Genomic DNA, 23,127 nt, shown 5'->3' with positions numbered 1-23,127 from the left:
ATAAAAGTAAGGGAAGGGGAATAAAAATGTCTGAAAGATCCATAATTGATAAGTTGACGCTATATATGGATGCTCAATATCCAATCATCCATCTTGACACCTATGAAGAGGGTAGGGCTGAGAGAATACTAGGTGAGGCCTGCAGAAACTACCAAATATTTGAGTGGAATACGGCAAAGGGATTTGTGGATTTTCAAAGCAAAGAAAATCTAGATGAAGGCCTAAACAGCTTGGAAATGGTTTTAAGCTATTTCAACCAAATACAAAAAAGCGATTTAAACGGAAAGGCAATTATCATAAAAGATATACAACATTATATCAAGGATTTTAAAATAATAACTAAAATTAAGGATCTTGTGCACCTTATCATAAATGGCATAGATCTTAAAATATTCTTCATAGGACCTATGAGAAAATTTCCTATAGATATAGGAGAATTTGTAACTATTTTTGAATTGGAGCCTTTGACTAAGGAAGATATTGAAAAGATAATAAATAATTTTGTCCGCGAATATGAGATAGAAATAATAGATAAAGCCTTTATAAAGGAACTGGCAATGCTGTTCCAAGGTCTTACAGAGTATGAGATTGAAAATATTTTGTCCTTAGCTTACACTAGCTACGGAGAAATAAGTTCTAGAATAAGGCCGCTTGTATTAAATGAAAAGGCAAAGGTTGTAAAAAAATCTGATGTTTTAACCATGATAAATCACAACACAAAATTTGATGAAATTGGTGGACTAAAGAATTTAAAACAGTGGCTTTTAAGGAAGTCCATAATCTATAAGCAGTACGATAGAGCCATAGAGATGGGCATTGACATACCAAAGGGTTTATGCATTGTTGGTATGCCTGGTTGCGGAAAATCCCTTACTGCAAAGGGAGCTTCAGATTTATTTAAAATCCCACTTTTAAAGTTTGATATGGGAAAAATAATTGGGGCAAGCTATGCGGGGGAATCTGACGATAATATGACAAAGGTCATAAGATACTCTGAGAGATTTTCGCCTTGTATTTTGTGGATTGATGAAATCGAGAAAGCCTTTATGGAGCTTAACTCAACGGCAGGTGGAAGAAAAGAAGCTGTTGTCATAACCTCTAATTTCTTGACTTGGATGCAGGAAAAGGAAAGCCCCGTATTTGTAATAGCCACAGCAAATAAAATAGACTCCCTTCCTCCAGAGCTTTTGAGAAAAGGTAGATTTGATGAAGTTTTCTTTGTGGATTTTCCAAACGAAGAGGAGAGAAAGGAAATTTTAGAAATTCACTTAAAGAAGAGATTGAGAGATATCAGCAATTTAGACTTGGATTTACTTGCCAAATCTACGGAAGGTTTCACCGGCGTAAGCCTTGAAAGTATCGTAAAAGATTCCATGGAAAATGCCTTCATAAGAGGAGCAGAGTTAATCACAACTCAAGATATAATGGAAGTGGTAGAGCACAATTATCCACAAAGGGAAATATTGAAACCGGAAATAAAGGAAAAATATGACGTTTTTAAAGGAAACAATATTAGTCCTGCTTCAAAAAATATTTAAATTGGTAAATGAATAAAGACAAAGGTGGATTTTGCCTAATATTATAGTTCAAATTTTAAATTATGAGAATATAATTGTATTAGGGGAATTGTAATATGGGGAAAATAATTACAAGAGGTACTTGCCGTTATGATGGTATGGAAGAAAAAAGAGAAAAAAAGAATTGGTGACATGCTTCTTGAAGAGGGAATCATCACCGAGGAACAATTAAAGGAAGTACTGGAAGTACAAAAGAATACCAAGGGTAAATTTGGTGAAATTCTACTTCAAAAGGGTTTTATAAATGAAGAAGATCTTATAAACTTTCTTTCAAAGCAGATGAATATAAAGAAAATCGATTTATCTGATATGGATATTCCAGAGGAGACGGTTTTTAATATACCAAAGGATATTGCGGAGAGATACAATGTAATAGCCTTTAAGGAAGAGTTAGGTGTGCTTTGTGTTGCCATGACGGATCCTAGCAATCTTATTGTGGTGGATGACTTAAGGTTTATAACTCAGAAAAATATACAGGTTTTCTTATGTAAACAGGATTCCATTCAACAGGCTATAAACAAGTATTATAAGAAACAAGATAATGCTGAGACCATAGCAGACTTAAAAAAAGAATATGAAATTGAAGAGATAAAAGAGACAGAGATAAATATAAGTGAGTCCGAAGTATCCAACGCTCCTACGGTAAAGCTAACTAACTCAATTCTTACAGGAGCCATAGAAGCAGGTGCCAGTGATATTCACGTAGAGCCCTTTGAGAAAAACGTGCTAGTTAGGTACAGAGTTGATGGGTCTTTAAAGGAAATTATGTTTATTCCTAAAAATGCTTATGCTGCTGTTTCCACTAGAATGAAGATCATGTCTGGTATGAATATTGCTGAAAAGAGAATACCACAGGACGGAAGAATACAAATGAAAGTAAAGGGAAAACCCTACGATTTTCGTGTGAACTCCCTTCCAACGATTTATGGAGAAAAGATTGTTATAAGAATTCTTGACAGAACAGGGTCTCTTATTGGAAGAGAACTTTTAGGCTTTACAGATGAAGAGAATCTTGTCATCGATAAAATGTTAAGGCGCCCTAACGGCATTGTGCTTGTTACGGGACCTACAGGAAGTGGTAAAACAACCACACTGTATTCCTTTTTAAAAGAAATAAACACTACTGACAAAAACATAATAACCATAGAAGATCCTGTGGAGTATATGCTAGATAGGGTAAATCAAGTACAGGTAAATTCAAAGGCTGGCCTTACCTTTGCATCTGGTCTTAGAAGTATGCTTCGTCAGGACCCGGATGTAATAATGGTGGGAGAGATAAGAGACGAGGAAACTGCACAGATAGCCGTAAGGGCATCTATAACAGGACACTTTGTTTTATCTACACTGCATACTAACGATGCTCCCAGCACTGTAACTAGATTAATCGATATGAATCTAGAACCTTATCTTGTGGCAGATGCCTTGGAAGGTATAATAGCCCAAAGACTTGTAAAGAGGATTTGTCCTCACTGCAAGGAAGCTAAGATGTCCGATGAGTGGGAAACTGAGGTCCTTGGCTTAGAAAAACCAGAAATGATTCATTATGGCAAGGGCTGCAAATACTGCGGAGGAACTGGGTTAAAGGGAAGAATCGCTGTCCATGAGGTTATGTCCATGAGTACAGAGTTGAAGAAGATAATAGAACACAATGGTACAGTAGAGGAAATAGGTGAGGCAGCAAAGAAAAACGGCATGGTTTCCTTGTTCGACAACTGCAGGGAATTGGTGCTAAAAGGCCTTACTACTGTAAATGAGATGATAAAGGTGGTGCATGAAGGTGAGTAAAGCGGCAAGCATAGAGCAAATTCTTGCATACGCAGAGACCATGGGGGCAACAGATATACATATTATCTGTGGAGCTCCACCCTGCATAAGAGTAAATAAGGATTTATACGATATACCAGATACGGATATTTTAGATACAGAGACTTGCTATGGATACGCTTGTGAGATTATGAGCAACAGAAACAAGCAAGAATTACAAACGGTTGGACAAGCAGACTTTTCCTTTGGTCTAGGGGATGCCAGATATAGATGTAATGTATTTATGCAAAGGGGCAGTGTATCTCTTGCTTTAAGAAGAATACCAAAGAAAATACCTAATTTTGATGAATTGAGAATTCCGGCAGTTATAAAAAAATTTGCAGATCTTCACAAGGGTCTTGTACTGGTAACTGGAGCTACAGGAAGTGGAAAGTCTACCACACTAGCTTCTTTAATCGACATCGTCAATACTACTAGAAAAAAACACATAATAACCATAGAGGATCCTATTGAATATATGCACAATCACAAGTTGTGTAGAATAAATCAAAGGGAAGTAGGTAGTGATACGGATAGTTTCTCCAATGCCCTTAGAGCTGCATTAAGAGAAGACCCAGACATCATACTTGTGGGAGAAATGAGAGACCCAGAAACTATAAACATAGCCTTAACAGCTGCTGAAACTGGGCACTTAGTGTTCTCTACTCTTCATACAGTAGGAGCTCCCAAAACTCTAGACAGAATTGTGGATTCCTTCAGTGCGGAGAGACAGGTTCAGATAAGAAACCAGTTATCCACAGTTTTAAAGGGAATCGTATCGCAGGAACTTTTGCCAAGCTATAATAAAGACTCCATAGTTCCAGCTTGCGAAGTCATGATGGTAAATCCAGCTATAGCCAACTTGATAAGAGAAGGAAAGTCCCATCAAATATACAGCATAATGCAAGGTTCCGTGGCAGAAGGTATGCAAACCATGGACAATGTACTAGCGGATTTGGTGAACAGAAAATTAGTTTCCTTCGAAGAAGCATATGCTAGAGCTTTAGATAGAAAATTATTCCAACAATTAGCTACAGTGAGGTGATAGAAATTGCCAACTTATAAATACACGGCAAAGGATGCACAGGGACAAACTGTGCAGGGAGCAGTGGAAGCAACAACACCCGCTGATCTTAGAAAAGTTTTGTACAACAAGGGGTTAACTCTTGTGTCTTCAAAAGAAGACAAGATTTCCATAAGTCTTGGGCAGGGTTCTGTTAAGCTTAAAGACTTCGTTATATTCTGCAGACAGTTTGCAGTAATTCTAAATGCCGGTCTTACCATAGTTGAAGGTATATCCATAATGGAAGAGCAGACAGAAAGCAAGAAATTAAAAATTATTTTAGGACAAGTCCATGAAGAACTTTTAAAGGGTAAGGCTTTTTCTGATACCCTATCAGAACACAAGGATGTTTTCCCAGAATTCTTCATAAACATGATAAGAGTTGGTGAAACAAGTGGATCCCTAGATACTATACTTAATAGAGTTGCAGAGTACTACGAAAGAGAAGACAAGATGATAAAAAAAGTTAAGGGAGCCATGACTTATCCAGTTATCGTAATCGTGGTAGCCATAGCAGCCATAGCGCTTCTTATGGTAAAAGTTCTTCCAATGTTCACTGGCATGTTCAAAGATGCAGGAGCTGAACTTCCTGGTATCACAAAGGCCGTTATGGCAGTCAGTGATTTTATGGGAAAAAATTTCATATGGCTTATAATAATAATTGGCGGTATTGTAGGTGGATTTATAGTGTACTTCAAAACTGAAGAAGGACGATATAAATGGGACTACCTAAAACTTAACATTCCAGGTATTAAAACTCTTCAAATGAAACTGATTACTTCAAAGTTTGCAAGAAGTATGAGTATTCTTCTTAAAAGTGGTATACCCATAGTTGAGGCTATGGATATAATGTCTGGCCTTATGGAAAACAAAATCGCAGAAGAAAAGTTTAAAAAATGCGAAGAGGAAGTAAAAAAAGGTAAAGGTCTTTCCAGCCCTATAAGGGAAATGAACTTCTTCCCTCCACTACTTGTACACATGGTATCCGTTGGTGAGAACACAGGAGAGCTAGATGACATGCTAGGTAGAACTGCAGTATTTTTCGACGAAGAGGTGGAAGCAGCAGTGGGTACTTTGACCACCATGATAGAGCCTATACTTATAGTTTTCTTGGGTGGAGCCATAGCAGTAATAGTTTTAGCAGTTATGCTGCCAATGGTTGGAATGATGAATACTATTCAGTAACAGTGTTACATGAACTTTAATTAATTAAAGTTTATAATATATTATAAAAATAAAGGAGGATTTTTAAAATGAAAAAAGCAAAAAGAAGTACAAAAAAAGGCTTTACATTAATCGAACTAATCGTAGTTATCGCCATCCTAGGTATCCTTGCAGCAGTACTATTGCCTAAGTTCTCAGGATTCACAGATGATGCAAGAAAGAAAAGTGGAATGTCAGAAGCAAAGAACATGTACACAATATTCTCTACAGAATATGCCCAAAAAGGTTCATACCCAGCTAATAAGACAGCAGCAGAAGCATTACTACCTTCAGGACTAAAAAGCAAGCTAAACACCTTTGATGGTACAGAAGCAAAATTGTTTACCTATAAAGATGGAAAAGTTGAGATATCTGTTTCTGGAGATGGTACTTTAACTGTAAAATCATAGCGAAGTATAACTTAAAAAATGCTTTTTAGCATGAAATGGAGGAGCGAAATGAAAAAGAAAAGTGTTAAAAAAGGCTTTACATTAATCGAACTAATCGTAGTTATTGCAATCCTAGGTATCCTTGCGGCAGTACTATTGCCTAAGTTCTCAGGATTCACAGATGATGCAAGAAAGAAATCAGCAATGTCTGAGGCAAAGAATGTATACACTGCCATGTCAGCATACTATGCTGAAAAGGGTGTATATCCAACTGAAACTGATAAAGCAACAACGCTATCAAATTTATCAGATAAACTTAGAACCAATACAACAATCGCAAGTACGGTACCGACAGATGGAAGTGGACTTTTATTTACGTATAAGTTTAGTGACAAAATCACGATAAAAGTTACTGAAAACGGAACTCTTAAGGATTCGTAAGTTAGTTAATAAAATTTTGCAGCATACAGTATAATTATATATGTATGCTGCTTATTCTGATTAACATTATAGAAAGGGGAAGTTTATATGAAAAAGAAAGGTTTTACTTTAATTGAATTAATCGTAGTTATTGCTATCTTAGGCGTTCTTGCAGCAGTGCTTTTACCTAAGTTTTCTGGCTTTACAGATGATGCTAGGGGCAAGTCTGCCTTAACTGAGGCAAAAAATTGTCAGTTAGCTATTGAATACTTTAACGGACAGCATGGAAAGTTTCCCACTACTTCTGATAGAGATGAGCTTGTAAAGTGTGGACTTCCAGCACCTGTTTCCTTTGATACTACAAAAAAACCTTACATCGATGGACTAGACACTACCAATGGTGCCTTTAAGTACGTTTCAAAAGACAACTATGAAGTTGAGTACACTGGAGATGGAAAGTTCCAAGAGCCTAAAAAGCTAAACTAAGCTTGTATTCCATATATAAGCTTAAAAAATCACTATAGATGTTTCTAGGTGATACAGATATATAATGATTTTTTAAATTTATAAGGAGGGAGAAAATGAAAAAGAAGGGCTTTACTTTAATTGAAATCATAGTTGTTTTGGCTATTATGGGAATCATAATGGCTATTGCTGTTCCATCTGTAAGTGAAAGTTATAAAAGAAAACAACAGAGCGAATTGGAAGTTCATAAAGTTTCTGTAAACAAGGCTATAAGACAGTATTATGCCTTGGAGGGTGAATATCCTGCTACTATAAGCGATCTAGAAAAAGACTCTTCTTACGGCACACGTATAGACCGCCAAAAGTATAATTATACTTATAACCCTTTAAGTCACAATTACAATGTGGGGGTTACTCTAAAATGAGGAATAATAATTTAAATTATAAAAGAAAATCTGGATTTACTCTTATTGAAGTAATAATTGTATTAGCATTAATCGCTATTTTGTCTTCCCTTATAGCTGTCTATACAGTAAGCAGCAGTAAATTAAGCACCAATATAAAAAAGGAATACGATGAAGTCAGTGAAGCTAGGATTGCTATGTCTTACATAGTAAACATTCTGCAACAAAATGATATCAGCAATGCCATATCAGTGGATAAAACTGATGCCTCAAACCCAATTTTGTATGTAAAGCGAAATGGTGATGAAAGGGATAAAGTAAAAATATTTTATGACAGTTCCCAGGGGATGTTAAAGGAAGCTACAGACACCTATGACAGCAATATTGCAAAGATATCTGGCTTTAGTGTGGAATATAAAAATGCTGAAAAAGCAGAAGATATGAATTATGTTCAAATTAAGATACAGTATAAAAACATCTCTGATGGTTCAATAAAAGAGATTAATCAAAAAGTGACGCTTAGGTCTGTAAATTACAAAATGGGAGGTACAATATAATGATTAACATCAGTAAGAAAGGAAATATTCTTGGTATAGATATTGGCACAAAAAGAATATCCTTTGCTATGATCAAAAACTATGGTAAAAAGAGTGAAATCCTTCATTTAAGCTCTATTGAAACACCCAAAGATGCTGTAAGCAATGGAAATATAGAAAATTTTCTAGCCATCAGTGAAGAAATTAGAAGATATTTATTGACCTTGGATAATAAATATAAAGCTATAGCACTTACAATCGGGTCCCCCAGTGTGATAATAAGGGAACTTAAGATTCCAAAAGTAAAGGAAAAGGAAATTGAAAACAAGGTTTTAGAGGATATCAGCAATTCGTATAAGGGTATAACTGACAATTATGAGGTCACTTATAAGATCACAAATACGGATAGCGATAATATGTATGGTTTTGTAGCTATGTGTCCTAAGGGAATTTACGAAGAATATATGAAGTTAGTACAAGACTTGGATGGCGCTGTAAGGTATATTGATGTGTCAGCTAACTGTGTTTGTAAGGCATTAAATGTTTATGTAAACTTGCCAATAAGAGAAGGTAATATAATTGTTGTGGATATAGGAACTCAAAAATCCATGGTTAGTATTGTGTCTAATGATGTTCTTGTTCTTAGCCGACACGTTCCTGCAGGGGGAGTAACCTTAGATCAGTTCATGGTTAGGGAATTTAATATGACTATTGAAGAAGCAGAGAGAAGAAAAAAAGAAGGCTATGATGGAATGTTTGATGAGGAAGAGATGGGTGTTGTAATAAATACTTCATATGGTTCTATTCAGCAGGAAATCCAAAGAACAATTAGCTTCTTTAATCAAAATATGAGCACAAAGGGAATAAGTAAAATTATTCTTACTGGTGGCGGTGCAAAAGTACCGGGAATACAAAATCATTTCCAGACCATATTTAAGATACCTACTATAGTATTGAGCAGCGGTGATTTTTCTAGCATTAAAACGAGACAAATAGAGGACATGTCATTATACTTGCCAGCTATAGGTGCGGCCATAAGGGAGGAATAATTGATGAAGGATATTAACTTTTTAAAAAAAGAAAGTGTATTGGAGTCTTTATCAAAAAGAAAAAGCTCAAAAAATTTAATCGCAAGTATTTTTGCAATTTCTGCTGCGGCGGTAATTGGTGTGTTTTTATGTTTATTCATTTATAATACATTTTTAAACTTTAGAATTAACAGTTTGAATAAAGAAATTGAAACCTATAGTGAAGTAGTTACCGTACAGAATGAAAGTGCAAAGCTAAACAATAGTGTTAATTCTTTGAGTAGGCTTGTAGACAAGAGTAATGCAATCATAAAGAAGAGTGATACAATTAAGATGATTGGTGAGAAATGCCCTGAGGGAATAGCTATTTCTAGTTATGAGTTAGATGATAATGGTGCCTTAAAATTGTCTGGAATGGGTAGTGATAAGGAGATAGTCATTGGATTTACTGAAACTCTTAGGACTAGTGGTTATTTTAAATCTGTAGAGCTTCGCAATTGTGGCTTAATCAGCGAGAATACTAATGTTAATGCAGAGGGCGGCGGTGCACCAGCTGTCTCAAGGTATAATTTTAACATAGAGATAGTTCAATAGGAGGAGGGAGAAAATGCTTAAATTTAAAAAACCTAAGACATCGAGCCTACAGATATCTGATAGAGATAAAAATTTGTTGTTTGGAGTAGGAATAATTGCTGTAATATTTTTAGGGTATAATTTCTTAATATCTCCTAAATTACAATCCACAAAGGAAAATAGAGAAAATTATAAGATTGTGGAAGCTAAAAGAGATGATTTAAAAGAAAAATTTGAAAATATAGCTACATTAAAAAAACAAAATGAAAAGTTGAAGCATACCGACCAAAGAATGAAATTGAAAGTACCGCCTTTCCAATCCTTACCACACTCTTTGGATATTTTATATAGAAGTGCTGCTGCTAGAAATATACAAATTTCATCAGTTGCAAACAATGGAGCCCTTTGTATGAGTGTGGAAACATTTCTAAGTGGAGGAGCTGGAGTTCCACCAGAGCAGAATACTTTGCCAAAATACGTAGTTCAAAATGGCTTTGCCATGGAGATTTCTGGTGAATTTAAAAACATATTTGATTTCATAAAGGATATAGAAAATGCTGATAGGTTGTTTTCTATAAAAAATGTAACTATTAAAGAATCAAAAATAGGAGCTCTTTTTGGAAGTTTGACTCTTGATACAATCAGCTATGTTGATAAAAATGAAGTTGTGGAATGTCCATATAAGTTACCACCATTTGAAGGTCGTGCTGATATATTCACAACTACACCTGGACTTGGCAACTTACCTGAGGATTCAGTTTATTATACTCCGGAGTATTTTATGAATATAAATTCTTCACAATATGAGGATGCGAAGGTGCTTTTCATAGAAAACGGAAAGTTTGAAACTGAAGTTTATTCTCTTGACGATGGTGAGATCAATGGAACTTTAAATATCAGCGGAAATGAAAAAAATCTTACTGCTAAATGTACTCTAGGTAAGAATTCTAAAACTATTAATTCCAATATCGTTTTGAAAAATAATACTATTCGCATGACAGTTTTATCTACTCCAAGAGTTACGGCTGAAGATATAGTGAAATTGAAGTTATCAGTTAACAATAATACTAAGTATAATCTTGAAATAACCGTTGTAAATGATGATGCTTTTAATCCTAAATTTGTCTTGGAAAACCCTAAAGAAAATGTCATTGTAAAAGGAGTGACAAGATAATATGCCTAAACTGATAAAACATTCAAGGAAACGGGGAACCACACTAATAGAGGTGGTAGTAGCTGTTGCAATTTTTGTTATGGTAGGTATAGCTGTCATGGAAGCTTTTAAAACTTCCAGCTTAGTAAATAGAAGTGCTAAAGTTACTGATAAATCTAATGAAGTGGCTAGTAATTTACTTCAATCATTTAAAAAGAATCCTGAAGAATTTATAAGAACTAATAATTTGACTGGCACCCCTGAAGCAGGGGGGTCTAGTTCTAAAACAACTTATGTAGGCAGTGAAAAATACGACTATACTTGGAATAAGCTTGATCCGGCAGCGCCTATTGGAAATGGATATTCAGTAGACTATACCATTGTAGAGGATAAAACTATAGGAAGTAGTATAATGTATACACCCGATGGGCTCGATTCTCAATCAGGGATGAAGTTGGCAAGAGATAAGGAAAAATATTTGCTTTATGTGGCAAACGAACCTGATTATTATGGTGGAAATTATTATGCAGCTTTATTTAGGAATTGGACTCATACTGAATGGGACAACTGGATAAAGGATGAAATTTCACCTTTATTCCCATCATATAAAAAAGACGTAAAAAATGGGCTTGCGGGTTGTACACTAGCTCACTATGAAAATTATAGAAATTCAGGGCCAGTAACTTTCAATTATTTTGCTTACTGTCATCTACTTAGTACAGGTATAAACAATTTTGATGCTGATAAGAGGGTATATTCAAAAGTAGATATGACTAAGGAACAATGTAGTAAAGGTATTTTTCCTATAAAAATTACTGAAGGTGACATAGACATAAAGGTTAAGGGAAAATATAATATTCAGGTTATAAATGAAAGTGATTTGGATGTGCAAATTTATATTGCTTCAAATAATCAAGAGAATGTGGATTTGCTGAACAAAGCAGTAAATGTAGAACTTATATATGGTAGTGCTACAAAAACTGTGCTTAATGTAGAAAAAAGTGCTCAAATTAAGTATGATTTAAATATAAATGTTAAAGATTACAAAGGAAATATTATATATAAACTATCTTCTAAAGAATATTTGTCTAAATAGGAGGAAACTATGAAACAAAATATTCACAAACAAAAAAGAAAAGGTTCAGCCTTAATTATTGCTCTAATTTCTATTATGTTGATTTTAAGCTTAGGTAGTGTTTCCTTGGCCATGTCATTAAACAATATGAAAATGGCGGGAAAGGTTGCAACGTCCAATGCTGAATATTATCATTTGGAAAAAGCTGCACAGAAGGTACTGACGGATTTAGATAAGAATCTCTCACAAGCGGAGATGCTAGCTGTAAAATATATGAAAAATGAACTATATAAACAGACGTATGATTATGTACAGTATGAGGAATCAGTAATGGCTTTAACTAGTCCTGAAGATAATCATAATTTAATACACAGTATATGGGAAAGTGAAGTAAAAGACAAAAGTGTAATGCTAGATGGAGTAACTATAAATAGTGTTTTGTATTCAGAGTTTTTAGAGGTGTTTTTTAACCAAGCATTTAATAGATTGTATTATTCATACGCACAAAAAGATTATAATGACAATAAGTTTGATGTTAGTGGTATAACTGTATCAAATGGAGAAGTAGCATCTAATGCAAAATATTATGAGGCCTATTATACAGCTTCTTTTAACGTAAATGAAAGTAAAAATTATAAAAATTTTAAGATAAATACTGTGGAAGATGATTCAGTACAACCGGAAGTTTTAAAAGAAAAACAAAAAATTAGCAATTTGGAACAATGGAAAAAATTTGAGCTTACCCCTACTGATTTTGTAATGGATCTAAATGTTTATGGATGCAATGTAGAAAATGGTGCATCAGCATTAGCGGGTGGACAAAGAGTTTTAGGAACTAAGGAGTTAAAGGGGAGAATGATAACCGGAAATTTGGCCATTATGCCACCGGTATATGAAGGGGCTGACAGTACAAAATACAGAACTGTAAGAGGTAATCCTGTATATACAAATGCCATAGCAGCTGGTGGATCTATATTTATAAATGGTGGGACTCAAACTATCAATGGAGAGATAGCAGCAGCAAATGGAGACATTATCATTAATTCATCTGATACAACTATAAATGGTAATGTAAGCGTTGCCAACAATCTTAATATAGATAATAATGCTAAACTAACCGTAAATAGTTTTGGTTCTGAAGCCTATGATATAAAATTGAGTGTATATAAAAATAGGCCATTCTTTTATGATACTGACGAAGATGATATAGTAACATTTGCTATATCTGAACCTAAAATAGAACAGGTTATGGAAGGTAGCCCTAAGCTTTATTCGTACACTACGGAGGATGGGCAAGTTAGAAAATGTATGCCTTTTATTTTTAATGATACTAAAGGTGGTAACATCTACGCACCTAATGTTAATATTAATAATAGTAATAATACAACTTGTTTAGACACTAGAAATCTTTTATTTTCAGGCAAAGTAAATATGTCGAATTGCTCATTATCTAAATTTAAAGTTACTAATCTTATGGTTTCAGCTAAAGATACCTCATCAATGAGGATTGGGGGTAATGACGTAAAAGACTATACATCAGAAATTAACTACAATAATACTACTGAAATAAACAAAGGATTTGTAGGTACGACTTTTGTTAGTAGAGATAATGAGTATGACGAAGGTTGTACTTCTTCGCAGGTAGCACAATATAGGAGTAAAACACCTTCAACAAGCTATACACCAAAGAATACTCTCAATCAAATATTAGCTGCTAAAACTAAGCATTTTGGAACGGTGAATAGAAGTGTTACTAATTTAGTTAATACGAATTTATTAAAAGATACTATAGTTAACTTTGAAGAACCTGAGGCAATCCCTAAGTTCAAACTAAGTGATACAAAAAATTGGAGTACTGCGAATATTGTTAAATACTTACCTGGGGGTACAACTTTGGATTTAGCTGGCAAAGATTTTAATGGAATTATATACTGCTTAGGGAATTTAAATCTAAAAAACTCAGGAGCAACAGGTAGTATAAATGGAGCTATTATATGCAGTGGCAATGTTACTATAAATGGTAGTATAAAAATTAATTATTCTGAGGATATGATAAAAAATACATTTTCTAAGGCAAAAGTGGTTGAAAAGTTTTTTGCACCTGGTGAAATGGGTGCAAACTATAATATTTCCAGTGCCATAGTGGGGAAAGATGAATATGTTAATGCAAATGCTAGAGTTAGGAAGAGTAAAGATAGATATATAGTAACAAAATGGGCTAGAAGTAGAGTAAAATAATTTAAGAAAATAAGTTCCTATTTTTGGGAACTTATTTTTTAAGTAGGAGGGCTTTTATGGATTATTTGATTTATGCAATTATTTTTTTTATGGGGGCTTCTGTGGGAAGTTTTTTGAATGTATGTGCATCTAGGATTCCAGCGGAGGAATCCATAGTGAAGCCGCCATCTCACTGCAATGATTGCGGATATGTGCTAGCATGGTATGATCTAATACCTTTATTTAGTTGGCTATTTCTTAGAGGAAAATGTAGAAAGTGTGGCGCCAAGCTTTCCTCTAGATACTTTTTTGTGGAGTTATTTACGGGCCTTATGTTTTTACTGTTGTTTATGGAGTTTGGTGTGTCTCTTAAGTTCGCTGTGTATCTAATATTCACCTGTTTTCTCATTGTAATCGGACTCATTGACTTTGACACTCAGGATATATACGATATTCATATAATTGCTCCTGCAGTGGTGCAGCTTGTTTTTATTGCATATATGTTTTTAAAAGGTGAAAATGTCATGACTTATTTTTATGGGGCTTTAGCTGGAGGGGGGTTTATTTCTCTTATAGTTATTCTAACCCACGGAATGGGATGGGGTGATGCAGAGCTCTGCGCTTTATGTGGATTGGTCCTTGGATTTAAATACACCTTGCTGACCATATTTATAGCCATAGTACTTGGGGGAATAGTTGGTGTTATTGTATTGCTTACAAGAAAAAAGGGCAGAAAAGATGCCATTGCATTTGGTCCATTTATTGCAATGGGGGCAATGGCAGCTATGCTTTGGGGGCAGCAATTGATAGATTGTTATGTAAGGCTTATTGTTCGTTGATCTTAGTGTAGACAGTAAGTTTTCCCGAAGATTCTACAAGGGCCTTCAGGGAGGTGCGAAGTTTTCTTCTTGAAATGGCTTTTTTTGAAAAAATTACTGTTACTATTAAAATAATTGGAGTTAAAATAAAAAAATACATGTTTTTATCCCTCTTTCTTTAATACATTTATATTATTACCTTCAATGAATAAATTATTCTCTTTATTGTGTTTTCATAGGTATATTTTACGTGTTATAATAGATTAAGATATTATCATGGAAAGTGAAGTGACTGCCTATGGAATTTGCTAAAATACACGGCAATACATATTATATCAATTCACCAACAAATGTTGGCGTCTATGCCTTTAAGGGCAAGCAGAGTATTGTTGTAGATACAGGAATAAACAATACCTTTGCAAGGAAAGCGGATAATATTTTAAAAGAAAACGGGCTTAAACCAAAGTATATCTTCAATACTCACCACCACAGCGACCACACTGGAGGCAATAAATACTTTAGGGAAACATATACAGGTATACAAACCTACGCATCGGTACAGTGTAAAACTTTAATTCAACAGGGGTTCCTGGATGGTGCCATGCTTTTTGGTGGAAATCCTATAAAGATACTTAGCTCCAAGGAGAATACCACAACTATAGACAATACGGTGGAAGAAGGAATGATAAAAATTGAGGATGAAAAGTTTTCAATTCACAATCTTCCAGGTCACGCTGTGGGCTCCATAGGGATTAGCACTCCTGACAAGGTGTGTTTTGTGGGGGATGCAATATTCAGTATGGAAATACTTAAAAAGTATTCCTTCCCATTTCTCTACGATATTGAAGAAACATTAAATACCTTGGAGTACATGAAAACCATAGAAGATGATTTTTTTCTACCTTCTCATTGTAATAAAGTTTTAGACCGTCAGGAGTTTTTATCACTTATTGAATTCAACAATAACAACATAAGGCGATATAAGGAGCAGATTTTAGATATTCTCTCTACTCCTGTAACAAAAGAAGATATACTTCAAAACCTTTGCATTTTTAATGAATTAGAATTGAGCCCTAAACAGTATTATCTCAATATGTTTACTGTATCAGCTTTTTTATGTTACTTTGAAAATAATAATATTTTAAAGTATTCCGTTGAGGATGGTAAAATGTACTTTTACACAGAGTAGAATGTGTAATATTAAATGAGTGAAGGAGATGTTTGTATGAAAATGAAAAAAATAATTAATTATGTCCTTATATGCCTTATGGCTTTGTCCTTGGTTGCATGCACAAAAAATGTAACTACTAATCCTGGGGATGAATCTTCAAAGATAAATGAAAATAATATCTCTAAGGATAACAATTCTAAGGACAATACACAGTCAGGAGATAACAATGGTGGGCAAGGGGATACTCAATCAAGTAAAGATGATAAAGATAACTTTAATCTTTATTTTGGAGATAGTGAGGCTGAACACCTTGTGGCAGAAGTGAGAAAAATAGAAAATGCTGATGCTAAAAAAGTACTTGAAGAATTGATACTTGGGCCTACTGAAAAAGATATATACATGGTTATTGATAAAACTGTGAAGGTGAATAGTGTCACTATAAAGGATAAAGTTGCCAACGTGGATTTTGACAACAGTATTTTAGGAAAGGTATCGGGAAGTGCTGGAGAAACCATGGCTTTATACGGCATCAGCAATACTTTGATTTTAAACACTCAGCTAGGCATCGAAAAGGTAACCTTTAGCGTGAATAAGGATCCTATGGATACCTTGGGTGGGCACATCATCCTTGATAAACCTGTGGGATCAAACACATCTATAATCAAAAAGTAAAATTAGTAAGGTAAAATAAGAATGGCTTGTAACCTAGGAGAGAGTTCCTTTGGTACAAGCCATTTTTTAAGGCTAATAGTAGTGCCTTTTACTTCTTCTTCTTATGCTGTTTATTGTCCACACAATGGTGGTAATTATTGCCACTAAAGACAATATGGCTAAAGTGTATATCATCCAATTGTCTTTTAAAACAGATTTAAAGGTAACCTCTGAGTAAAGTTTAAATTGCTTTGAATCATCCTTTTGAGATACTGTTATAGTTCCTATGGCATCTTCACTAGAGAATCTAAAAGGATTTATAGTGTTGTAGTTGAATTTATTTGTCATTGGAAGGTCTTTGTTAAAGTATGCAATATCCTGATTTACATACACAGGTATTTCCATAGTTTTTTCTGGTCCTAAGAAAGGAATTGCTTTATACTTTACTGAGGTGGTTCCTACCTTACTTCCCTTTTTGTATACTATTTGCTTTTTAGCTTTGTAACTATAATTTATTAATTTATTCATGTCTTCGAAAACAACGGTGTCCTTTGGGAAATTGTACTCTGAATTCAATACAACTCCCACGATTTTTCTGTTATTTCTCTCGTACAGTGCAACTAGACATCTGCCGGCCTTTGATGTGTACCCAGTCTTTCCGCCTATGCAGCCATCAATATTTATAAGTTTATTTCTATTCTCAACATTTGCCTTATTTCCGCCTAAGAATCCAATGGTAGAGGTCTTTTTTGCCATGGAACCTTTTATCCATTCATCTTTATAACAAGCAGACATCAGCTTTGTAAGGTCGTAGGCTGTGGTGTACATATTGTTTGAGTTGTCATCTATGCCGTTGGGTGTTTCAAATCTTGAGTTGTTCATATTTAATTCTTTTGCTTTTTTATTCATGGCATCTAAAAATGAATTTGTATCTCCTGTTACGTTGTCTGCTATCATGTAAGCAATGTCGTTGCCAGAGTAGAGAAGCAGTCCATCCATGGCATCCTTGGCACTCATTTTATCTCCTATGTTCACAGGGTGAAGATTTAATCTGTAGGAATAAGGTGGCTGGTCGTAAGCAGACTTTGTGTAAGACAACATATCTTCTTCCTTTTTATTTTCTGAGAATACAAGGGCTGTAAGCAATTTTGTAATAGATGCAGGGTAGTTTTTTGTATCTATGTTTTTTGCGTATATTATGGATTTATCGTCTAAGTCATAGGAGATTGCAGAGGTAGCTTTTAAATCCAGGTCGTCCTTTTTCTCCTTTGTATCTGCAAGAGCTAAAGTTGTGTTGCAGAAAATAAGGTTTAATGTTATTAATAGTGCTGAAAGTTTTTTTCCCAATGTTAATCCTCCTAAATTGTTTTATCTATGTTATTATAACAAATATATAATACCTATATAATAACATAGTATGGCTAAAAAAAAAATAATTATTAGGTTCGTTGAATTTGGGGAAAAAAATAAAAAAATTTTTAATAAAACACCTATAAATATATTTTATTTGTGGTATAATATCATGTATAGTTGTATTAAAATTATGGTCATTCTAAATATTGTAAAGAATGGGGTGGTTTTATGAAATTGTGTCCGTTTTTAACGACAAAAAGGGATAAGGTGTTTTGTTTTAAAGAATGTTGTTTTTTCAAAGAAGATGGGGACTGTATTTTTATGCAGTTGGAAACAAAAAAGGATTACGATGAAGAAGAGGATATACTATACGTAGAAAGCGAAGAAGAAAATAAATTTGGAGATTTTTTAGAGGAGTATATACATATATAGCAAAAATATATGGTGCAATTAGACAAAAAACACTATGGGTTTCATAGTGTTTTTTGTCTTTTTACATATTTGAAATTTTATTTGAGAAGTTGTTTAGTAGTTCTCTTTTTGTATGCCATAGCTTTTCTGAAAGATCCACGTAATAGGTATGTGGGTTTTCAAACCTAAGGACTTCCTGCCAAAGGGTAGATAGCTCTTTAGAACAGTAATTTTGTATTGTTTTTACATCGGGAGACTTGTAGGTGCATTTTCCATTTTGGAAGATTTTCTCTCTTAGATTTTTTACGGTGAAATTCTCTAGTATCTTCTTTTTCCAAGTATGGACTTCGTCGAAGATGCAAAGAGGTTTGTCTTCTGTTATCTCTTCGCCGTGCAGTGTTATAAGATCTGCAATGGCTTTGCCTGTTTTTTTGTCGTAAAGTCTATAAAGGTCCTTAAAGCCGGGGTTTGTTATTTTTTCAGCGTTTTCACTGATTTTTATTCTCGGTATAAAGTTACCCTGTGTATCTTGCACTGCAGACAATTTGTAAACTCCACCAAATACGGGTTCTGATCTTGCGGTTATGAGTCTCTCTCCAACGCCAAAACTGTCTATTTTAGCTCCAGCACTTAAAACGCTTTTTATGATGTATTCGTCTAGGGAGTTTGAAATGGTGATTTTTGCATCTTTATAGCCTGCTTCATCCAACATTTTTCTAGCTTCTTTTGTAAGATAGGTGATGTCTCCACTGTCAATTCTTATGCCCACAGGTCTTTTTCCCTTAGGCTTTAGAACTTCATCGAATACTTTAATTGCATTTGGAAGGCCAGATTTCAGCACGTTGTAAGTATCAACTAGCAAAAGGCAGTTGTCAGGATAAGCTTCAGCCCATGCTTTAAAAGCAGAGTATTCGTCGTCAAAGAGTTGTACCCAACTGTGGGCCATGGTTCCCACGGCGGGGATGTTGAACATCTGTTCAGCTATGGTACAAGCGGTGGCAGAGCATCCGCCTATAACTGCAGCTCTAGCTCCAAAAATAGCTCCATCGTAGCCCTGTGCTCTTCGAGAACCTAATTCTAAAACAGGCCTTTCTCCAGCTGCTCGACAAATTCTGTTGGCTTTTGTGGCTATTAGGGTTTGATGGTTAATGGTTAGGAGGATCATGGTTTCCACGAATTGCGCTTCCATTACTGGTCCTACTACCGTTACTAGGGGTTCGTTGGGGAACACTGGTGTGCCCTCTGGTACTGCATATACATCACAGGTAAACTTAAAATTTTCTAGGTATGAAATGAATTTTTCTGAAAAAATATTTTTATTTTTTAAGTAATCTATGTCTTCTTTTGAAAAGCATAGCTCTGATAGGTACTGAATGAGCTGATCTACTCCAGCCATAATGCAGTAACCGCCTTCGTCGGGCACCCTTCTAAAGAACATGTCAAAACAGACGATTTTGTTGCCTACTCCGCTCTCTAAATAGCCGTTTGCCATGGTTAGTTCATAAAAATCTACTAACATTGTAAGGTTTCTCTCCTTGTGTATGTCAAATTTTCTGTTGTACTCCATTGTAAAATCTCCCTTGAAACATTTATTGTTTTTATCTTTATTTTATACTTAAATTTAAATTGTTACAACAATATTTAGTAACATATGATTAAAAAATAGATTATAGTTTAGATATACTGAGAAATAGGGTATAATTATATATTATGATGTATGGAAATTAAAAATGTACGTGGAAGTTGGTATTTTAAATATGATTAATTTGGATTCCTTGGATAGGGAACAAGTAGAGGCTGTAAAAAATGAAAAAGACAATATCCTTGTGATAGCGGCTCCAGGTTCTGGGAAAACTACTACTATAATAAATAGGGTAAATTACTTTCAGCTCAAGGGTGTTTCCAGAGATAACATTATAATAATTACATTTACAAAGGCCGCAGCACAAAGTATGAAAAGCAGATATGAAAGACTTACGGGAAGGGAATGCTCACCTTTTTTTGGCACGTTCCACTCTCTATTTTATAGACTACTAAAGCGCTTAGATCGCAAGTTCGACATCATGCCAGAGGACGAGGCTAGGCAGGTGATAAAAAAAGAGCTCACAAAGATTTATGATGAGGTCAGTGAAGACAAAATGAGAGATATATTAAATCTAATCTCCTTTTTTAAGAGCTCCAATACCTCTTTGGAGGAGTTTCACCCTGAGGGCTGTAACAGCAAGGTATTTAGTATATGCTATGAAAGCTACGAGCAATACAGAAAGAGCAAGAACTACTATGATTTTGATGACTTGGAAAAAGAGATGTACAGTGTTTTAAAGAGCAACAAAAATATTCTCAAGTCCTATAGCAAACTCTTCAAATATATTTTAGTGGATGAGTTTCAGGATTGCGACAATCTCCAAATTAGCATTTTACAGATGTTCAGTGAGGAGGGCTCTAAGGTCTTCGCTGTAGGTGATGAGGATCAGTGTATCTACGGGTTCAGGGGAGCCAGACCTGATGCCATGGTGGACTTTCACGAGAAATTCAAAAATGGTTTTAAAACATACTTGGGTACAAATTACAGGTGTCCAAAGAATGTGGTGGAATACTCTTCAGCTTTAATCTGCAACAATGTTATGAGAAATAAAAAAAGAATATGTTCAAATAGATCTGATGATGGAAAGGTGGTATGCAATCTTTATATCACTGAAAGGGAGCAGGCTTTTCACCTGGCAAGGTACATAAAAAATCAGGTGGAAAACCATGAGGGTGCTTTTTCTCATTACGCCATTTTGTACAGAACAAATGAGGAGAGCAGGGTGCTCATAGACACTTTTACTAAGAGTGGCATTCCCTTTAATGTGACGGATAAAGGTTACAACTTTTACGACAATTTTATCTGCAGGGATATATTAAATTACTTAAAACTCAGCATAAATATGTGCGACAAAGAATTGTTTTGCAGTGTGATAAATAAGCCCTTTCGATATGTGGGTAGAAATGTGCTCTTGAACCTTAGGGAATATCCTTACAAGGAGAACTGCTTCAATATTGTTTGCAATTTAAAGGAATTAAAGGTGTTTCAGATAAAGGACATAAAGTCCACAGAAAGATACGTAAACAACCTAAATAGAATGTCTTTAAAGGGTGCTATTAATAGCGTTATGCAGGATCTAGGGTACAAGGATTATCTAAAGTCCCACAGTGAAAAGTTCAAGATTCCTATGGACGAACTACTTTTTATTGTATCGCAATTTGTGGATTCTGCGGAGGAATTTAAGTCCATTGATGAATTTATACAGCACATTGAAAGTGTAAAAAAAGATGCGGAAATCAAAAAGGAAAACCGCAAAAAAATTGAAGAAGCCGTTCTCTTAAGCACTATCCACGGCGTGAAGGGCATGGAATTTCCCCATGTGTTTATAGTGAATTGCAATGAGGAAATTTTGCCCTATGGCCAGTGTGGTGCCCAAAGCGATTTGGAGGAAGAGAGGAGAATTTTTTATGTGGGTATCACTAGAAGTATAAACACTCTACATCTAAGCTACGTAAAGAGTAGGTTAGGAAAGCCCATGGAGCCCTCTAGGTTTCTCAAAGAGATAAATGTAGAAGTAGAGGACAACACCCAGTTCTCTTTAAACGATAAGGTGATACACCAGGCTTTTGGAACTGGAGTTGTAAAAAATATAAAGAAAAAAACTGTGACTGTTTTATTTGAAGATAAAATTCAGCGCAAATTTGACGCACAAATTGTTATTGACTATGGATTATTGAAAAAAGTATGGTAAAATAATTCATGTATTTACTTTGAAAGGAGTGGCTATATTTTATAGCCTGAAAATGGATGAAAATTAATATAACTGAAAATGAGGGAAACCAAAGATTAGACAAATTTTGTAGAAAGTACTTTAAGGATGTGCCTTTAAGTGCTATTTACAAAAGTATTCGAATGGGAAACATAAAGGTAAATGAAAAAAAATCTAAGGAAAAATATATGCTTCAAATTGGTGATGTGGTGGATGTTGAAAACATAGAGTTTAATCACCAAGTGAAGAAGTTCAATAAAATAGAGAAGATGAAGCTTAAGATAACCTATGAGGATGAAAATATGCTTCTTGTAGAAAAATGGCCTGGTGTCCTTGTCCACGGTGATAAAGCAGTGGGGGAAGTAACTTTAACAGACCACGTATTGTCTTATCTTGAGGATAAGGGTTTTTACTACAAGGAAGAGGAGCTTACTTTTAGACCGACTTCTTGCAATAGATTGGACAAAAACACTTCAGGTATAGTGATCTTCGGAAAAAACTTTGCTGCCACAAAATCCTTAAATGAGATGCTTAGAAATAGGGATATTGATAAGTACTACCTTGCTTTAGTAAAGGGAAGAGTAAAGGACGGGATCTACGAGGCATATATAACAAAAAATCCTAAGACCAACGAGTCCAAGGTATCTTTAAAAGAAGAAGCTAACAGCAAGAAAATAGCCATGGAAGTTAAGAGTTTAGAGTCCGTGGGCATATACTCATACATAGAAATCAAATTGCTTACCGGAAGGAGCCATCAGATAAGGGCACATCTTAGTTTCCTCGGCAATCCTATAATCGGAGATCCTAAGTACGGTGTAAAAAAAGAAAATGATTATTTCTACAACAAATATGGCTTGAACTATCAATTTTTATACGCTTATAAGCTGACTTTTAAGTCCTGTAGTGATAACTTATCTTATCTTGAGAACAAAACCATTGCTGAAAGCTTGCCACCTATATTTAAAAAGATTAAAAAAGATGTAATGAGATTCTAAAATTTACTTTTACAACAATATAAATAGT

At 34.7% G+C, this 23,127-nt stretch carries 21 protein-coding genes; 19 read left to right on the top strand and 2 right to left on the bottom strand.

Features of this window, described 5'->3' with window-relative positions; translation table 11 throughout:
- The first annotated feature begins 26 nt into the window (after positions 1-26).
- From BUA73_RS03765 to BUA73_RS03685, 17 genes are all read left to right on the top strand, one after another.
- The gene (locus tag BUA73_RS03765; RefSeq protein WP_072902512.1) at positions 27-1,538 is read left to right on the top strand and encodes an AAA family ATPase; all 1,512 of its coding nucleotides are present in this window, start codon (positions 27-29) and stop codon (positions 1,536-1,538) included.
- A gap of 129 nt (positions 1,539-1,667) precedes the next feature.
- Positions 1,668-3,362: a GspE/PulE family protein gene (locus BUA73_RS03760; RefSeq protein WP_242942318.1), complete on the top strand. Its 1,695-nt coding sequence runs from the start codon at positions 1,668-1,670 to the stop codon at positions 3,360-3,362.
- Positions 3,355-4,425, top strand: coding sequence for a type IV pilus twitching motility protein PilT (locus BUA73_RS03755; RefSeq protein WP_242942317.1), 1,071 nt, complete (start codon positions 3,355-3,357; stop codon positions 4,423-4,425). The genes BUA73_RS03760 and BUA73_RS03755 overlap by 8 nt, the downstream gene beginning before the upstream one ends.
- 6 nt (positions 4,426-4,431) lie before the next feature.
- Entirely contained in the window at positions 4,432-5,628 is a 1,197-nt protein-coding gene (locus BUA73_RS03750; RefSeq protein WP_072902510.1) for a type II secretion system F family protein, read from the top strand.
- A 68-nt stretch (positions 5,629-5,696) separates the two neighbouring features.
- Positions 5,697-6,056: a type II secretion system protein gene (locus tag BUA73_RS14480; protein ID WP_072902509.1), complete on the top strand. Its 360-nt coding sequence runs from the start codon at positions 5,697-5,699 to the stop codon at positions 6,054-6,056.
- Between the two features lie 30 nt (positions 6,057-6,086).
- A complete protein-coding gene (locus tag BUA73_RS14475) occupies positions 6,087-6,476 on the top strand; it encodes a type II secretion system protein (RefSeq protein ID WP_072902540.1) in 390 nt (129 codons plus the stop codon).
- Between the two features lie 87 nt (positions 6,477-6,563).
- Positions 6,564-6,941: a type II secretion system protein gene (locus tag BUA73_RS14285; protein ID WP_072902508.1), complete on the top strand. Its 378-nt coding sequence runs from the start codon at positions 6,564-6,566 to the stop codon at positions 6,939-6,941.
- A gap of 95 nt (positions 6,942-7,036) precedes the next feature.
- Positions 7,037-7,345, top strand: coding sequence for a type II secretion system protein (locus BUA73_RS03730; protein ID WP_072902507.1), 309 nt, complete (start codon positions 7,037-7,039; stop codon positions 7,343-7,345).
- The gene (locus BUA73_RS03725) at positions 7,342-7,881 is read left to right on the top strand and encodes a type II secretion system protein (RefSeq protein ID WP_072902506.1); all 540 of its coding nucleotides are present in this window, start codon (positions 7,342-7,344) and stop codon (positions 7,879-7,881) included. The genes BUA73_RS03730 and BUA73_RS03725 overlap by 4 nt, the downstream gene beginning before the upstream one ends.
- Positions 7,881-8,909: a pilus assembly protein PilM gene (pilM, locus tag BUA73_RS03720; protein WP_072902505.1), complete on the top strand. Its 1,029-nt coding sequence runs from the start codon at positions 7,881-7,883 to the stop codon at positions 8,907-8,909. The genes BUA73_RS03725 and pilM overlap by 1 nt, the downstream gene beginning before the upstream one ends.
- 3 nt (positions 8,910-8,912) lie before the next feature.
- On the top strand, positions 8,913-9,482 hold the full coding sequence (locus tag BUA73_RS03715) for a PilN domain-containing protein (RefSeq protein WP_072902504.1): 570 nt from the start codon (positions 8,913-8,915) through the stop codon (positions 9,480-9,482).
- A gap of 13 nt (positions 9,483-9,495) precedes the next feature.
- Complete coding sequence (locus BUA73_RS03710) at positions 9,496-10,635, top strand: type IV pilus inner membrane component PilO (RefSeq protein WP_072902503.1); 1,140 nt, start codon at positions 9,496-9,498, stop codon at positions 10,633-10,635.
- A 1-nt stretch (position 10,636) separates the two neighbouring features.
- A complete protein-coding gene (locus tag BUA73_RS03705; RefSeq protein WP_072902502.1) occupies positions 10,637-11,710 on the top strand; it encodes a type II secretion system protein in 1,074 nt (357 codons plus the stop codon).
- Between the two features lie 9 nt (positions 11,711-11,719).
- Positions 11,720-13,927, top strand: a complete 2,208-nt coding sequence (locus tag BUA73_RS03700) for a pilus assembly PilX N-terminal domain-containing protein (RefSeq protein ID WP_072902501.1) — start codon at positions 11,720-11,722, stop codon at positions 13,925-13,927.
- 56 nt (positions 13,928-13,983) lie between these two features.
- Positions 13,984-14,745, top strand: a complete 762-nt coding sequence (locus tag BUA73_RS03695; protein ID WP_072902500.1) for a prepilin peptidase — start codon at positions 13,984-13,986, stop codon at positions 14,743-14,745.
- Between the two features lie 277 nt (positions 14,746-15,022).
- Positions 15,023-15,913 carry an MBL fold metallo-hydrolase gene (locus BUA73_RS03690; RefSeq protein WP_072902499.1) on the top strand — a complete coding sequence of 297 codons (891 nt, stop codon included), beginning with the start codon at positions 15,023-15,025 and terminating at the stop codon, positions 15,911-15,913.
- Positions 15,914-15,949: 36 nt separating this feature from the next.
- Positions 15,950-16,567, top strand: coding sequence for a GerMN domain-containing protein (locus tag BUA73_RS03685; RefSeq protein ID WP_072902498.1), 618 nt, complete (start codon positions 15,950-15,952; stop codon positions 16,565-16,567).
- Positions 16,568-16,639: 72 nt separating this feature from the next.
- On the opposite strand, the gene BUA73_RS03680 is transcribed toward BUA73_RS03685, so the two are convergent.
- Complete coding sequence (locus tag BUA73_RS03680) at positions 16,640-17,893, bottom strand: D-alanyl-D-alanine carboxypeptidase family protein (RefSeq protein WP_072902497.1); 1,254 nt, start codon at positions 17,891-17,893, stop codon at positions 16,640-16,642.
- Positions 17,894-18,392: 499 nt separating this feature from the next.
- A complete protein-coding gene (locus BUA73_RS03670) occupies positions 18,393-19,877 on the bottom strand; it encodes a nicotinate phosphoribosyltransferase (RefSeq protein ID WP_072902494.1) in 1,485 nt (494 codons plus the stop codon).
- A 163-nt stretch (positions 19,878-20,040) separates the two neighbouring features.
- Between BUA73_RS03670 and BUA73_RS03665 the strand changes: the two genes are divergently transcribed.
- Both BUA73_RS03665 and BUA73_RS03660 read left to right on the top strand, forming a co-directional pair.
- Complete coding sequence (locus BUA73_RS03665; RefSeq protein ID WP_084672025.1) at positions 20,041-22,086, top strand: ATP-dependent helicase; 2,046 nt, start codon at positions 20,041-20,043, stop codon at positions 22,084-22,086.
- 56 nt (positions 22,087-22,142) lie between these two features.
- Positions 22,143-23,099: an RluA family pseudouridine synthase gene (locus BUA73_RS03660; protein WP_072902492.1), complete on the top strand. Its 957-nt coding sequence runs from the start codon at positions 22,143-22,145 to the stop codon at positions 23,097-23,099.
- Positions 23,100-23,127 lie beyond the last annotated feature (28 nt).

The sequence above is a fragment of the Hathewaya proteolytica DSM 3090 genome (assembly GCF_900142225.1).
In the GTDB taxonomy this organism is placed as follows: domain Bacteria; phylum Bacillota; class Clostridia; order Clostridiales; family Clostridiaceae; genus Hathewaya; species Hathewaya proteolytica.
This window is presented reverse-complemented; position numbering and strand designations above follow the sequence as displayed.